This window comes from Yoonia sp. 67-2, from assembly GCF_035117555.1.
Classification (GTDB): domain Bacteria; phylum Pseudomonadota; class Alphaproteobacteria; order Rhodobacterales; family Rhodobacteraceae; genus Yoonia.
In genome coordinates this window covers 282,905-296,555 of the sequence record NZ_JAYKPK010000001.1, presented here as the reverse complement: position 1 = coordinate 296,555, position 13,651 = coordinate 282,905, and the positions used below count along the sequence as shown (strand labels likewise).

17 protein-coding genes are annotated in these 13,651 nt (G+C 62.1%); 1 reads left to right on the top strand and 16 read right to left on the bottom strand.

Annotation, left to right across the window (positions count from 1 at the left end; translation table 11 throughout):
• Positions 1–18: 18 nt before the first annotated feature.
• The 14 genes from VOY09_RS01515 to fabD all read right to left on the bottom strand — a co-directional run bounded on the left by VOY09_RS01515 (position 19) and on the right by fabD (position 11,391).
• Complete coding sequence (locus VOY09_RS01515; protein ID WP_322892650.1) at positions 19–405, bottom strand: DUF3168 domain-containing protein; 387 nt, start codon at positions 403–405, stop codon at positions 19–21.
• On the bottom strand, positions 402–728 hold the full coding sequence (locus VOY09_RS01510; protein WP_322892651.1) for a head-tail adaptor protein: 327 nt from the start codon (positions 726–728) through the stop codon (positions 402–404). The genes VOY09_RS01515 and VOY09_RS01510 overlap by 4 nt, the downstream gene beginning before the upstream one ends.
• Positions 725–1,315 (bottom strand): head-tail connector protein, encoded by a 591-nt coding sequence (locus tag VOY09_RS01505; protein WP_322892652.1) that lies wholly within the window; start codon positions 1,313–1,315, stop codon positions 725–727. The genes VOY09_RS01510 and VOY09_RS01505 overlap by 4 nt, the downstream gene beginning before the upstream one ends.
• 156 nt (positions 1,316–1,471) lie before the next feature.
• Positions 1,472–2,647 carry a phage major capsid protein gene (locus VOY09_RS01500; protein WP_322892653.1) on the bottom strand — a complete coding sequence of 392 codons (1,176 nt, stop codon included), beginning with the start codon at positions 2,645–2,647 and terminating at the stop codon, positions 1,472–1,474.
• A 26-nt stretch (positions 2,648–2,673) separates the two neighbouring features.
• Positions 2,674–3,204 (bottom strand): HK97 family phage prohead protease, encoded by a 531-nt coding sequence (locus VOY09_RS01495; protein ID WP_322892654.1) that lies wholly within the window; start codon positions 3,202–3,204, stop codon positions 2,674–2,676.
• Complete coding sequence (locus VOY09_RS01490) at positions 3,201–3,410, bottom strand: hypothetical protein (RefSeq protein ID WP_322892655.1); 210 nt, start codon at positions 3,408–3,410, stop codon at positions 3,201–3,203. Before VOY09_RS01490 ends, VOY09_RS01495 begins: the two co-directional genes overlap by 4 nt.
• A complete protein-coding gene (locus tag VOY09_RS01485) occupies positions 3,400–4,572 on the bottom strand; it encodes a phage portal protein (RefSeq protein WP_322892656.1) in 1,173 nt (390 codons plus the stop codon). The genes VOY09_RS01490 and VOY09_RS01485 overlap by 11 nt, the downstream gene beginning before the upstream one ends.
• Positions 4,573–4,806: 234 nt before the next feature.
• Positions 4,807–6,129, bottom strand: a complete 1,323-nt coding sequence (locus VOY09_RS01480) for a DNA-packaging protein (RefSeq protein WP_416236726.1) — start codon at positions 6,127–6,129, stop codon at positions 4,807–4,809.
• Positions 6,059–6,400: a hypothetical protein gene (locus tag VOY09_RS01475; protein WP_322892657.1), complete on the bottom strand. Its 342-nt coding sequence runs from the start codon at positions 6,398–6,400 to the stop codon at positions 6,059–6,061. The genes VOY09_RS01480 and VOY09_RS01475 overlap by 71 nt, the downstream gene beginning before the upstream one ends.
• Before the next feature lie 338 nt (positions 6,401–6,738).
• A complete protein-coding gene (gene mltG / locus VOY09_RS01470; protein WP_322892658.1) occupies positions 6,739–7,911 on the bottom strand; it encodes an endolytic transglycosylase MltG in 1,173 nt (390 codons plus the stop codon).
• A complete protein-coding gene (gene fabF, locus VOY09_RS01465) occupies positions 7,911–9,173 on the bottom strand; it encodes a beta-ketoacyl-ACP synthase II (protein ID WP_322892659.1) in 1,263 nt (420 codons plus the stop codon). The genes mltG and fabF overlap by 1 nt, the downstream gene beginning before the upstream one ends.
• 150 nt (positions 9,174–9,323) lie before the next feature.
• Complete coding sequence (locus VOY09_RS01460; protein ID WP_007205102.1) at positions 9,324–9,557, bottom strand: acyl carrier protein; 234 nt, start codon at positions 9,555–9,557, stop codon at positions 9,324–9,326.
• A gap of 147 nt (positions 9,558–9,704) precedes the next feature.
• Positions 9,705–10,442: a 3-oxoacyl-[acyl-carrier-protein] reductase gene (fabG, locus tag VOY09_RS01455; RefSeq protein WP_322892660.1), complete on the bottom strand. Its 738-nt coding sequence runs from the start codon at positions 10,440–10,442 to the stop codon at positions 9,705–9,707.
• A gap of 10 nt (positions 10,443–10,452) precedes the next feature.
• Entirely contained in the window at positions 10,453–11,391 is a 939-nt protein-coding gene (gene fabD / locus VOY09_RS01450) for an ACP S-malonyltransferase (protein ID WP_322892661.1), read from the bottom strand.
• Between the two features lie 158 nt (positions 11,392–11,549).
• Between fabD and VOY09_RS01445 the strand changes: the two genes are divergently transcribed.
• A complete protein-coding gene (locus VOY09_RS01445; RefSeq protein ID WP_322892662.1) occupies positions 11,550–12,737 on the top strand; it encodes a cytochrome b/b6 domain-containing protein in 1,188 nt (395 codons plus the stop codon).
• A gap of 66 nt (positions 12,738–12,803) precedes the next feature.
• Here VOY09_RS01445 and VOY09_RS01440 read toward each other — a convergent pair whose 3' ends face one another.
• Complete coding sequence (locus VOY09_RS01440; RefSeq protein WP_322892663.1) at positions 12,804–13,328, bottom strand: hypothetical protein; 525 nt, start codon at positions 13,326–13,328, stop codon at positions 12,804–12,806.
• A 17-nt stretch (positions 13,329–13,345) separates the two neighbouring features.
• On the bottom strand, positions 13,346–13,606 hold the full coding sequence (locus VOY09_RS01435) for a hypothetical protein (protein ID WP_322892664.1): 261 nt from the start codon (positions 13,604–13,606) through the stop codon (positions 13,346–13,348).
• Positions 13,607–13,651 lie beyond the last annotated feature (45 nt).

Below are 13,651 nucleotides of genomic sequence, written 5' to 3'. Positions count from 1 at the left end.
ATTCCTTATATGAGGGGTTCAGGTGTCATCGGCCACGCGGGCGCGAAAGGTCAGGGTAATCTGGCGCTGGCCACCCTTGCGGGCGGCGCGGGCCTTGGTGAAATGAAAGCCCACCAGCGTGCCGCGTGTCAGCGGCATGGGGGTGTCGAGCAGCGCGTCACAGATCGCGGCGGCGGCCTGTTTGGCGGGGGCGAAACCCGCCGCCTCGCTGATCACCGCGATACTCAGCGCGTGATCGGCGCCAAAGCCGGTCTGGTCAGAGGCATCGCGGACATCCTCTGCGCCCAGCAGCACGTAAAGCGGTGGCAAGGCCCCGGCAGGCACGGCGTCATAGACCGGCAGATTCACTGTGCTCAGCCTTGTGTAGATCGCCATTTGCAGGGCGGCGGCGATGGCATAGCTCATGTCGCAACCTCCTCTGACGCTGTGCAGGTGAGGTAGAGACCTTTGGGATCAGCCTCGGCCACAGCCTCGATCTGGTAGATCCTTTCGCCCCGGCGGAACCTTTGCCCGGCTTCGGGGCGCGAGGGTGCGCCGTAGGGGGCCGCGCGCAGGGTGATGCGGTAAGCTATGCGCGACAGGTTGGCTGTTTCGCGCGCGAGACCGGGGCGGATCGCAGCCCAGATCACGCCAAGGGCTTGCCAATCGGTCGCGAAGCCACCGGCGCCATCGGGGGTCTGGACAGGATGTTCCAGCACCAAAGCGCGGGTCATTTGCGGAATGCTCATCGCCCTGCCCCCAGACGCAGCTGGCGATAGCCATCGGTCAGGCCGGTGACGGCGGCGGGGATGGTCGTTTGCCCGGCGCTGATATCATGGCGGCCATCGTAATGATGCGCGGCGAGCATCAGGCTCGCCTGTGCCAGATCCGCTGGCAGGTCGGACCAATCCGGCCCAAAGCCCGCCACCAGCCCGATGCGCACCGCACCATGCGGCGGAATGGGCGGCAGGATGCCGCCTTTCGCGACAAGGCAGGGGCGCTGGTTGTCGGGGACAAGATAAAAGCGCGCGGGGTCGGATCGGGTTTCCGTGCCGTCATGGGCGATCTGCGTGATGCTGGTGATCGCAGTCACTGGCGCGATGGGCAGGACCTGCCGCACAGGATCACGCCAGGCGGTCAGGGTCAGGGTGAAATCGCGCGCGATCAGCGCCTTGGCGATCCGCGCCTCGATCACCGCCATGGCGGCGCGCAGATGGCGCAAAAGCAAGGCATCCTGATCGGCGGCATCGGCGAAACCTGTGGACAGGCGCAGATATTCTTTCAGTTGCGCCACCGGCAGGACCGCATCGGAGACCGGCATTTCTTCGACTAACATTATGGTATTCCTTTGCATTTCTGGTGGCACTGACCCCGGCGGCGGACCCGCCCTGCAACGCTCACGGAAGAGGGGGGTTGCTAGACCTTGCAAGAGAGGCCCGCCGCCGGGGGGTGAGGTGGCGCGCGATAAACGCGCCACCCTATCGCAGCGGCGTCAGGCCACTGCGAATTTCAACAGCTTGATCGCATCAAAATCGCTGACCGCGCCGCCGACACGTTTGGTGGCGTAAAACAGCACATGCGGTTTGGCCGAGAACGGATCGCGCAGCACGCGCAGATCGGGGCGTTCGGCGATGGTGTAGCCTGCGCCAAAATCGCCAAAGGCGATGGGCATGGCATCGGGCGCGATATCGGGCATGTCTTCGGCGATCAGCACGGGGTAACCCATCAGGCGCGCAGGCTCGCCCGCGGCCAGACCGTCGGACCAGAGGAACCGGCCATCGTTGTCTTTGAGCTTGCGGATGGTGCCGGCGGTTTTGGAATTCATCAGGAAGGTGCCATTGGCACGGTAAGCCGCCCCCAAAGCATAGACCAGATCGACAATCGCATCGCCGCCATTGATGCCGCCTGCGACACCGGTGGGCACATAGCCGATATGGCCCCATTCCCAGATTTCGTTTTCGATCGTTGGATAGGTCAAGAGGCCCTTCGGCTTGTCGATGCCGTTGCCGTTGATGAAAGCACCCGCCTCGGAGCGGGCGAATTTATCGGCGATGCGGCCCGCGAGCCAGTTTTCGATATCGAAAGCGCTGTCATCGAGCAGCCGTTGCGAGGCTTTCGGCAAGGCGGAAAGTTCATGCAGCGGGATGGTGATCCGGTCGATCTGCGGGGTTGTGGTTTCTGCCACCGCACCGGTCTCGGACGCCCAGCCTGCGCCCATGTCGGAATGATCGACCAGCAGGTCATAGGAGGTGGCATCGACCGTCACAACGGATGCGACAGCGCGGAGCGAGGCGGTCGACGACAGCGTGCCTTTGATCGTATCGGCGGTCTGCGGATCGACGAGATAGCCACCATCGGCGGCGATGGAAGAGGCCATCGCCTTGCCATCAAGGTCCAAGCCCCGCAGGCCGTCATCATCGCCAGAGCGCAGATAGGCGGCAAAGGCTTTGTGATGCGGTGCGTCCTGCACGGCGGCCGTGGTCAGCGCGGAACGCGCATTCATCAGGGTTTTACGGTCAAGCTTGTTCATGCGGTCATCCTGTTTTTGCAATTTGGCCTCTAGGCCGTGGGTGAAACTGGTGAAATCGGCCAGAAATCCGGCGATTGTGGTGGTCAGATCGGTGGGCATAGCCGTATCGGTCCGAGCCTGTGGCACGGGTGTGGTCATGTCGGTTTTTCCTTTGGGTGGCGGGGTTAGCGCGGTTGCAGCAGGCGGCGTGCGGCAGCAAAGGCCGCGGTCAGCTGGCGCAGATCATCCGCGCCAGTTTGGTCGGCCTTTGCGGCAACGCGCGCATCGGCCAGCATCGGGAAGGTGACCAGAGACACCTCCCACAGATCGAGTTCGGTCAGGTGGCGCGCGCCGGTGTCATCCTTGCGCGCCTTGATCGTACGGTAACCGATGGAGAGGCCATCAATGGCCCCGGCGGCGATCAGGCTTGCCGCCTCGCGCGCTTTGGCGACATCGGTCAGCAGGCGGCCTTTGACCCAAAGGCCTTTGTGATCCTCGACCACCTCATCCCAGATGCCAATCGGCTGGGTGGGATCATGCTGCCAGAGCATCTTGATCCGCCGGCCCTGTGACAGGCTGATGCGATAGGCACCGCTGGTGACGATATCGCCGCCCTGATCGGATTTGCCGAACAGCGAGGCATAGCCGCTGATCACAGCGCCATCGCTGACTGTGACAGCACCGGGGCTGGTGCAGAATTTATGTTCCAAGGTCATGGGGTCCCCCCGCTGAATGCTGTGACAATTTCGATGATCAGCAAGGCAGCACTGCCGCAGACCACAATCCAGATCTGCCATGCGAGCCGTGCGATGATGGTTTCGATTTTTCCCAGCCGCAGATCGACATGGGCGAACCAGAAATCCGAGGCCGGTGGCGGTGGCGGGCGCGGTGTGCCGCGCAGGGCGATGATTTTATTGTCCATCACCCACCTCCAGCGCTGGCAGGCCCAGCAGATTGCGTTTTTCAGCCTCATTGAGGAAAGCCGCCTGCCCCACCCGCCGCCAGAGGCTGTCGCGTTCAGGCGACAGGGCGGCGATCTGGTCGACATCGGGGCGGATTTCGATCCGCTCGCCCGAAAAATCAGACAGCCAGTCGGCGATGACCGATGTGACGCGGGTTGCCAAAGGCAGAACGGTCAGGCGGTAAAAGGCACGGTTGGCTTCCTGATAATTGGCATAAGTCGCGTCGCCGGGAATGCCGAGCAGCATCGGCGGCACACCAAAAGCGATGGCGATTTCCCGCGCGGCGGCCTCTTTCGTTTTCTGGAACTCTATGTCGGAGGGGGAAAAGCCCATCGGTTTCCAGTCAAGCCCGCCTTCCAGCAGCATCGGGCGGCCAGCGTTGCGCGCGCCCTGATGCTGGGTTTCCATCTCATCGATCAGGCGGTCATATTGGTCCCGCGTCAGCGCGGATTGGCCTTCGCCACCACGAAAGACGATGGCCCCCGATGGCCGGGCGGCATTGTCGAGCAAGGCCTTGGACCAGCGCGAGGCCGCATTATGCACGTCAATCGCGGCGGCGCAGGCCTGCAAGGCGGAAAAGCCGTAATGGTCATCCTGCGGGTGAAAGGATTTCACATGGCAGATCGGGCTGTGGCTGTCGGTGCTGGTAAAGCGATGTTTGCGCCCGTCCACGGAATATTCATAGCCCGCAGGCCAGCCATCGGCACCGGGCACCACGGCCATGCGGTCAGACCGCAAAACGTGGATTTCGGCAGGCAGGTCATCAATCGCGACAGCCTCCAGATAGCCATTGCCGGTCAAAAGGATCTGGCCAAACAAAGCCTCCAGCAATTCGGCGCGGCCTTGGGCGGCATTGGGGCGCGCCAGCAATTCCTGCACCGGATGATGATCATAGCGGCGCTGGTCATCCTGCACGATCAGCGGGATCGCGGCGGCGGCTTCGGCGATCAGCTTCACGGCGCGGTAGCCGATGGGGTTGGCAAGGAACCCGGCGCGGGTCAAAGACACCACATCGCGCGGGGTCCAGGCGACACGGCCGCCCTGCATCGCCATGATGCGGCCCGTGGCCGAAGTTTTCACTTCGGGCACGGGGGCCGTTTTGCGGGTGAGAAAATCAAACATCAGCATCTCCTTGGCTGCGGATCACGTGGTCTTTGCAGCGTTGAAACCAATTTAACGAAAAGGGATGAGGATCGGGTTACTGCGGCGTTCGGTGGGTGTGGCAACACCTGTGAGAAAAAACTTTGATGCCTCCGGCGGGAGTATTTGGAGAAATAAGAAGACGGGAACTTTCGCTTCTTATTTCCGAAAAATACTCCCGCCGGAGGCACCAAACATCCCGCAGGGATGTGACGGTCACAACTGCCGGATCTGCGGATTGCGCCAGTTTGCGGCGGGGGCGATCATCAGGTCCTGCAACGCCCAGACCAAAGCATCGACGCGGTCGGGGGAGCCTTTGCCCTCATAGCCCGCAGCGGTTATCTGGCAGAGCTGGTCCTCCAGATCGCCCAAGCCGCGCAGATGATGCACGCGGCCTTGTTCGTAAAGGGCGGCGACCGGTTCGGCGCGGGCGATCTTGCCTTTGCTGGCATGCACGGCGCGGAAGGACACCAAAGGGTCGATCTGGCGGATCACGGCCTCGACCATATCGCCGCCCTGATTGACCTCGGCGACCAGACGGTCGGCCTTGTGGCGCGCCATTGCGGCGATGGCGGCGCGCGCCCAGATGGCGGGGCTGGCCCCCTGAATGCTGGCATCTTCCAGCACATAGGCGCGCCAGTCCTGCACCGGGCCGGACATGACCACGCCAGCGACGATGATGCCGCAGGCGTCTGATCCTTCATGGGCGGTGGTCGGCGGATCGACCGCGACGACGATGCGGGTCAAGGGCGGCGCTTCCGTCACCTGACAGGCGGCGAGTGGTGCCATCTGCCACAAGGCCCCTTCAACATCGTCGAGGATCAGCCCTTCCAATTCCTGCCGTCCCAATGTGGTGCCTTCATATTCTGCCGCCATTTCGGCCAGAAAGCCCGCCGCCAGATTGGCGCGGTTGGCATGGGTTGCTGCATGGGTCATCACCGTGCTGGGGCGCGCCAGCAGCGCGCGCAGCATCATGGAGCGGCGCGGTGTTGTCGTCACGCAGACCTGCGGGTTATCCCCCAGTCGCAGCGCGAATTGCAGCATGTTCCATGTGTCCGACGCCTTGCGCCATTTCGCCAGCTCATCGACCCAGGCGGCGTCGAATTGCGGGCCGCGCAAAGCCTCTGGCTGCTGGGCGGAAAACAATTGCGCCTCGGCACCATTGGGCCAGACCAGCAGGTCGCGGGTGGCGATCCATTTGGGGCGCGCGGCGGGCGGGCTGACCGCCATGATGCCGCTTTCGCCAAAGATCATCACATCGCGCCCTTCACGGAAGGATTCGCCCATGATGCCGATCCGGCGCGCGCCGCCGGCCGCCATGGCGCGGACCCATTCGGCCCCGGCGCGGGTCTTGCCGGCACCGCGCCCGCCCATGATCAGCCAGGTGCGCCAATCGCCTGGCGGGGGCAATTGATGCGGCATCGCCCAGAACGGGAACAGATAGGGCAAGGCCTGCAATTCCGCCGGATCAAGGCTGTTCAGAAACGCCTTGCGGATCACTGCTGGCGCAGAGGCGACGGAATCGGCGTTCCAGCGCACAGCGGATGCGGTCAAGTTCGGCGAGATCGGTGGGATTTTTGTTGTGGGCAGCATTGAAAGCCTCCTCTGCGGTCAGCATCTTCAGATGCGCCGCGATCAATTGGTCCATACGGGTGATGACAGCGCGCGGGGTTTCCTCTGACAAATCGTCAGTGACCCGCAGGCTGTGGTCGAGAAGCGCACGGATGCGCCCGAAAAGAAGGCTGATTTCATCGACGCGGTCGCGGGCCTTGGCCAGCGCCGTGGGGTCGGTATCGGGATCGGGGTTCATGATGAATGACCTGTTGGACATCTTCCGCAGGTCGAGTGGGTGAGGGTCAGATCACGCCATCTAGCGATTTGAAATTACCGCAAAGGGGGTGCCAGCACAACCTGCACGCGCAATGGCTGCGTGCGGGGGGTTAGCGGGATGTTTAGTTTTGTTGGGGTGTATGGGGGTGAGGCCCCGGATCAAGTCCGGGGCTGCGTGGGAGGCGGACCCTGCGTGCGAGGTAACCGCAGCCCCGGACGTGCTCCGGGGCCTCGCGCCATATCACCGCCGCAAGCAGCCAGGAAATGTCGCAGGCATTTCTTGGCGGGGCAGAGATTTTCCGGATGAAAAATCTTCGCTTACTCTGCCGCGGCGGGGGGATTGGCGGCGCGTTCAGCCTCGATCTGCCGCCAGACCGCGACGGCGCGGTTGTGGTCGTCAAGATTGGTGGTGAATGTATGTCCGCCCGTGCCATCGGCGACGAAGAAGATATAATCGGTCTCATCGGGATTGACCGCCGCCTCGATGCTTTCGCGGCCCGGATTGGCGATGGGCGTCGGTGGCAGGCCGGTGATCACATAGGTGTTCCACGGCGTCTCGGCCTGCAATTCGCTTTGCCTGATGCCGCGGCCCAATACCCCTTCGCCTTCGGTGATGCCATAGATCACGGTCGGGTCGGTCTGCAGCCGCATGCCCTGCCGCAACCGGTTGACGAAGACACTGGCGACCTGTGCCCGTTCGCCGCCGATGCCGGTTTCCTTTTCGATGATACTGGCGAGAATCAGCATCTCTTCCGGGTTGGCGAGCGGCAAATCTTCATCGCGGTTGGCCCAGGCAGTGGCGATGATCTGATCCTGCCGCGATGTCATCTGCGCCAGAATGGCCGAGGCGGCGGTGCCCGGGGTCAGGTCATAGCTGCCGGGGGCGAGCCTGCCTTCGGCGGGCCTTTCGGTCACATCCGCGTCGATTGTGGCGATATTTTGCAGCGCGTTCAGCACCTGCCAGCTGGTCACGCCTTCGGCGAGGATCAGACGATAGCGGGTGTCGGCCTGATCGCGGACCTCGATATATTCGGCGGGTTCTTCGCCAGCGACTGGATCGAAGGTCACCAATTCGACAAAGCGGTTGGTCACCGGATCAAGGTCGCGCACCACGCCCTGCACCTGATTGACGCCGATCCGGTAGATGACTTCGGTGCCGCAGGTATTGGCACCGCCACGGGTTATGATATCGACGATTTCTTCCATCGAGGCGCGTTCGGGGACCAGAAAGCTGCCCGCTTTCAACAGGCCCGATTTATCGGTGTAATCCGCGCCAGCGCGCAAAATCATCCGCGATGTGACGGCATCCTGCTCTGACAGCCGGTCTGCGACGGCGTTCATCGAGGCACCGGCAGGCACCTCGAAACAAATGGCTTGCGCCAGCGGGCCGGGGTCGCGGTATGCTTTGCTGGCCCAGCCGATGGCACCGGCCAGCAGGAACAAGGCGACGACGAACAGCGTCAGCGCGTTGGAGGCGATATTGCGCCACATCAGGTCGGTTTCCCGAAGATCACGCTGGCATTGGTGCCACCAAAGCCGAAGGAATTCGACAAAGCGATGTCGATTTTGCGTTCGCGTTTGGCGTTGGCGCAGAGGTCGACGACAGTTTCGACATCGGGATTGTCGAGGTTGATCGTGGGCGGTGCCACCTGATCGCGGATCGCGAGGATGGAGAAGATCGCCTCGATCGCGCCAGCGGCACCGAGCAGGTGACCTGTGGCGGATTTGGTCGAGGACATGGTGAGTTTCGCCGCAGCCTCTGGCCCGACGAGCCGTTCGACGGCGGAGAGTTCGATGGTGTCAGCCATGGTCGAGGTGCCATGGGCGTTGACGTAATCGATCTGGCTTGGGTCGATCTTGGCGTTCCGGCAGGCGGCGCGCATCGCGCGTTCGGCGCCTTCATGGTCGGGCGGTGGGGCGGTGATGTGGTGTGCGTCACCGGACAGGCCGTAGCCCAAAACCTCGGCATAGATTTTGGCACCACGCGCCTTGGCATGTTTATATTCTTCCAGAACGAGCATCCCTGCCCCCTCGCCCATGACAAACCCGTCACGGTCTTTGTCCCAAGGGCGGCTGGCCTTGGTCGGGTCGTCGTTGTGCGCGGTGGAGAGCGCCTTGCAGGCGTTGAACCCGGCGATGCCAAGCTCGCAGATCGCGGCCTCTGCCCCGCCTGCGATCATGACATCTGCGTCGCCGAACTGAATGAGGCGCGAGGCGTCGCCGATGGCATGGGCACCGGTCGAACAGGCCGTCACTACCGCGTGGTTCGGGCCGCGAAAGCCGTAGCGGATCGAGACCTGGCCGGAGATCAGGTTGATCAGCGCGCCGGGGACGAAGAAGGGAGAGACGCGGCGCGGGCCTTTTTCGGCCATCATCACGGCGGTGTTGGCGATGGAATTCAGCCCGCCGATGCCCGACCCGATCATCACGCCGGTGCGTTCCTGATCTTCACGCGCGGTCGGCATCCAGCCCGAATCCTCGATCGCCTGCTGGGCGGCGGCCATGCCAAAGAGGATGAATGTATCGACTTTGCGCTGTTCTTTCGCTTCCATATATTTATCGGCGTTGAACGTGCCGTCGGTTCCGTCACCAAGCGGGACTTCGCAGGCATATTGCGTGGTCAGGCGGCTGGGATCAAAGCCGGTGATCTTGCCTGCGCCGGATTTCCCGGCCAGCAAGGCTTTCCAGCTGTTTTCGACCCCGTCAGCCAAGGGCGTGACCAGCCCCAGACCTGTTACAACGACACGACGCATATAATGCCCTCACCTCTTGGCGTATTTTCTGCTTGATACCCCAGCCCGCCACATAGGGGCAAGGGCGCGGATCAACCTCTGGGCGCAAAGCTGCGCCTCAAAAGCAAAACGGCGCCCCGAGGGACGCCGTTTGCACCCGGTGAACCGGATTTATTGTGCGCTGGAGATGAATTTCACCGCATCGCCGAAAGTCTGGATGGTTTCTGCAGCGTCATCAGGGATTTCGATCCCGAATTCTTCTTCGAAAGCCATGACCAATTCGACGGTGTCGAGGCTGTCTGCCCCCAGATCGTCGATGAAAGACGCAGTTTCGGTCACTTTGTCTTCTTCAACACCAAGATGTTCTACAACGATCTTGCGTACGCGGTCTGCGACATCGCTCATGTCAATTCCTCAGTTCTTTCTGGGCAAGCGCCCGATTTCATATTCCCTTGCGGGATTTAGCAAAGCGGGCACGACGCCGCATGTTAAGCTGCGAGGCTCATAGCAGAGAAATTCGTCTTGGCAAACGCTTTCCCCGTCCTCCCCGTGCTATAGCATGGCCATACCGCCGTTCACATGCAAGGTCGCACCGGTGACATAGCCTGCCTCATTGCTGGCGAGATACAAGACGGCGGCGGCGATCTCATCCGCCTCGCCCATGCGGCCGGCGGGGACCTGGGTCAGGATGCCGGATTTCTGGTCGTCGTTCAGTTTGTCGGTCATTGCCGTGGTGATAAAGCCCGGTGCCACACAATTGACGGTGATGCCACGGCTGGCGACCTCATAGGCGATGGATTTGGACATGCCGACCATCCCGGCCTTGGAGGCAGCATAATTTGCCTGACCGGGATTGCCGGTGGCACCGACGATAGAGGAGATATTCACGATCCGCCCCCAGCGCGCTTTCATCATGCCGCGAATGACGCCTTTGCACAGGCGCATGGTGGAGGTCAGGTTGACGTTGAGCACATCGGCCCATTCATCATCCGACATCCGCATGAACAGGTTGTCGCGGGTGATTCCGGCGTTGTTGACCAGAATATCCACCGACCCCATCAGATCAGCCGCCTGTTTTGGCAGGGCGGTGACGGCCTCTGCATCGGACAGGTTGCAGGGCAGCACATGGGCGCGGTCGCCCAGTTCAGCGGCAAGTTTTTCCAGCGGTTCCACCCGTGTGCCCGATAGCGCGACGGTGGCCCCGGCATCATAAAGCGCCTTGGCAATCGCGCCGCCGATACCGCCAGAAGCACCGGTGATGAGTGCAGTTTTACCAGTCAGATCAAACATATGTATTCCTTTATTCATGAAATGCAGCAGCCATGGCGGCCACATCTTCGGGGGTGCCGATGGCACTGGCTGTCAGGTCGCGGTTGATCCGTTTGACCATGCCGGACAGCGCCTTGCCTGCGCCGATTTCATAGGTATCGGTGACACCCTGCGCGGCCATGAAGGCCACGCTTTCGCGCCAGCGGACCGAGCCTGTGACCTGAGCGACCAGCAATGTGCGAATCTTGTCAGGGTCAGTCACCACATCGGCCAGCACATTGGCGACCAAGGGCACGGCGGGTTTGTCGATGGTGACCTCTGCCAGCGCCTGCGCCATCACCTCTGCCGCCGGGGCCATCAGGCTGCAATGGAACGGTGCGGAGACCGGCAGCAGGATCGCGCGTTTGGCACCTGCGGCCTTGGCGATATCGAGCGCGCGTTCGACAGCGGCCTTGTGGCCGGAAACGACGACCTGCCCCGGATCATTGTCATTGGCAGCTTCGCAGACCTCGCCCTGTGCGGCTTCTTCGGCCACCGCGCGGGCCTGGTCGAAATCGAGCCCCAAAAGGGCGGCCATCGCGCCGATACCCACTGGCACGGCCTCCTGCATGGCGCGGCCACGGATGCGCAGAAGGCGGGCGGTATCGGCGATGGTCAGTGCCTTTGCGGCGGCAAGGGCGGAATATTCGCCCAAGGAATGGCCTGCAACGAAACTGGCAGCGGTGACATCGACGCCTACTGATTCCAGCGCCCGCATCGCGGCAAGGGAGGTTGCCATCAAGGCGGGCTGGGCATTCTGGGTCAGGGTCAGTTCGGCGATATCGCCGTCCCAGATCAGGGCGGAGAGGTTTTCGCCCAAAGCCTCATCCACCTCGTCAAAGACAGCTTTGGCCGATGGATAGGCCGCAGCCAGCGCCTGCCCCATCCCGATTGTCTGCGCCCCTTGGCCGGGAAAAACGAATGCCCGCATCTGGACCTGCTCCTAATTCATTGCTTGGCCTTGGTTTAGCCGCTGCGCGCGGACACGGCAAGCAATGCAGCACAGATGCACAATCACTCTGCATCGGCGGGTCTTTGCCGCTGGGCCGCGCGCTGCTATCTGCAGTGCAGCATTTACAGGAGATGACGATGCCCGCAGCCAATACCGCGCAGACCTATGGGTCGGTGACCAAGACATTCCACTGGCTGACCGCCTTGCTGATTTTGGCGTTGGTGCCGTTGGGGTTAATCGCCAATGCGCTGCCTTATGAGACGGATGCGGAGCTGGCGCTGAAGGCGCAGGTGTTCTCAGTGCATAAAACGCTGGGGGTGCTGGTGTTTTTCGTGGCGCTGGCGCGGATTATCTGGGCGGTAAGCCAGCCCAAACCCGGTGATCTGAACCATGACAAAAAGGCACAATCGACGCTGGCGGCGGTGGTGCATTGGACGCTGTATATCTCTCTGTTCGCGGTGCCGCTGTCGGGCTGGGTGCATCATGCGGCCACCAGCGGTTTTGCCCCAATCTGGTGGCCCTTTGGGCAGGGCCTGCCCTTTGTGCCGCTGAATGAGACTGTCGCCGAAAGTGCCGCAGCGCTGCATTGGCTGTTCAGCAAAATCATGATCGCCTCAATCCTGCTGCATGTTGCCGGGGCGTTGAAGCATCATTTCATCGACAAGGATGCCACTTTGCGCCGGATGTGGTTCGGCCGGGCCGATGCGCCACAGGTGCCTGCGCATCGTGGGGGCTTTGCGGCCCCTCTGGCCGCCGTCGTGATCTTTGCGCTGGCCACCGGGGGTGCCGCCGCGGCGGGCCTGTTCAGCGCGCATGAAAGCGCCCCGACCGAGGCTTTGGCCACTGTTTCCTCTGAATGGACAGTGACCGAAGGCGAGATCGGCATCAGCGTGACGCAATTGGGCAGCGATGTGCAGGGCAGTTTCGGTGAATGGACCGCCGCGATCAGTTTCGACCCTGATGCCACCGGGGCTGCGGGCGAGGTCATGACGACCATCGCGATCCAGTCGCTGACGCTGGGGTCGGTGACAAGCCAGGCGATGGGTGCGGATTTCTTCGATGCCGCGACCTTCCCTACCGCGACCTTCACCGGGACGATTATTGAAGAGGCCGGGGCCTATATCGCCGATGGTGTGCTGGCGATCAAAGGCAGCGAAATGCCGGTCAGCTTTCCGTTTGATCTGGTGGCGGATGGGGATGTGGCCCAGATGAGCGGCACCCTGACGCTCGACCGCCGCGATTTCGGGATCGGGGCGTCGATGGCGGATGAAAGCTCGCTGGGCTTTGCGGTGGATGTGACGCTGGCCGTCACCGCAACACGGTAGGGCGGGGTTTACCCCGCCGGACGCGGGATTGGGTCGGGTGCGGGATTGGTCGGGGAGAACCCCGACCTACTTGTATTCAATCGTTGCGGGGTCGATTTGGCGCATTGTCAACTGCGCATTGATCCTGCGCGCGGCCTGCCCGGCCCGGAACCAGTTTTCCGCCGCTTTGAGGTTAAATCGCGGGCGGCGACCGCCCGGCTGGGGTTGGGCTGCTGCGGTCAGCACTGCCATCATCTCATCAATGCGGTAAAGGCCACCGGCAGACGGCAACGGCATCTGGCGCTGTTGCAGTGCCTGGCGTTTGACCTCCAGCTTTTCGGCGACATCGGCGAGGCTGACAAGGTCGGGGCGAATTTCGCGCAGGATCGTGCCTTTGGGCAGCGTCTTGATCAACGCGCGTGCTGCATCAAGGATGACCGTTTCCGCATCCTCGCCTTCCGCTTCAATCGCGACAGCAAGAAGTCCGGCGATGCCTGTGCCGACCAGAGCATCCTCAAACCCTGCTTCAAAAACGGCATCGGATAGCGCGAAGGCATCATGCGACCCTTCGGGCAGCGCGAAGACCAGTTCGAATTCAAAGTCTTCAGCCATGCGGTTTTTCCTTCTTCTCATCGCGCTTCACACAGGCGAGCGCCTTTTGCCGCAGCTTTTTTTGCAAATTGCTGCGGGTTTTTCGGCGTGGACCAGACCGACATCTGGCAGAATTCACCGCATCGGCAATCCTTGCTGTTCGCAGGACAGCGCAGGATACCCCATGCATGTCCCCTGCCTTCAATGACGATCCACCCGAGCGCCTCAAGTTCCTGCAGCAGCGCTTCGATTTCTTTCGATGTGTGCCGCTTGCGACCCAATTGATAACCTCCACTCATTAAATTGTCAACTGACAACTTACGGGATCGCTGATCCATTGGCTG

Coding starts and splice junctions, on each gene's coding strand:
- fabF (WP_322892659.1), bottom strand. CDS start 9,173: ATGCGTCGTGTCGTTGTAACAGGTCTGGGGCTGGTCACGCCCTTGGCT.
- VOY09_RS01475 (WP_322892657.1), bottom strand. CDS start 6,400: ATGAACCCCGATCCCGATACCGACCCCACGGCGCTGGCCAAGGCCCGC.
- VOY09_RS01515 (WP_322892650.1), bottom strand. CDS start 405: ATGAGCTATGCCATCGCCGCCGCCCTGCAAATGGCGATCTACACAAGG.
- VOY09_RS01440 (WP_322892663.1), bottom strand. CDS start 13,328: ATGGCTGAAGACTTTGAATTCGAACTGGTCTTCGCGCTGCCCGAAGGG.
- VOY09_RS01460 (WP_007205102.1), bottom strand. CDS start 9,557: ATGAGCGATGTCGCAGACCGCGTACGCAAGATCGTTGTAGAACATCTT.
- fabG (WP_322892660.1), bottom strand. CDS start 10,442: ATGTTTGATCTGACTGGTAAAACTGCACTCATCACCGGTGCTTCTGGC.
- VOY09_RS01485 (WP_322892656.1), bottom strand. CDS start 4,572: ATGTTTGATTTTCTCACCCGCAAAACGGCCCCCGTGCCCGAAGTGAAA.
- VOY09_RS01500 (WP_322892653.1), bottom strand. CDS start 2,647: ATGACCACACCCGTGCCACAGGCTCGGACCGATACGGCTATGCCCACC.
- VOY09_RS01490 (WP_322892655.1), bottom strand. CDS start 3,410: ATGGACAATAAAATCATCGCCCTGCGCGGCACACCGCGCCCGCCACCG.
- VOY09_RS01495 (WP_322892654.1), bottom strand. CDS start 3,204: ATGACCTTGGAACATAAATTCTGCACCAGCCCCGGTGCTGTCACAGTC.
- VOY09_RS01505 (WP_322892652.1), bottom strand. CDS start 1,315: ATGTTAGTCGAAGAAATGCCGGTCTCCGATGCGGTCCTGCCGGTGGCG.
- VOY09_RS01445 (WP_322892662.1), top strand. CDS start 11,550: ATGCCCGCAGCCAATACCGCGCAGACCTATGGGTCGGTGACCAAGACA.
- VOY09_RS01435 (WP_322892664.1), bottom strand. CDS start 13,606: ATGAGTGGAGGTTATCAATTGGGTCGCAAGCGGCACACATCGAAAGAA.
- fabD (WP_322892661.1), bottom strand. CDS start 11,391: ATGCGGGCATTCGTTTTTCCCGGCCAAGGGGCGCAGACAATCGGGATG.
- VOY09_RS01510 (WP_322892651.1), bottom strand. CDS start 728: ATGAGCATTCCGCAAATGACCCGCGCTTTGGTGCTGGAACATCCTGTC.
- mltG (WP_322892658.1), bottom strand. CDS start 7,911: ATGTGGCGCAATATCGCCTCCAACGCGCTGACGCTGTTCGTCGTCGCC.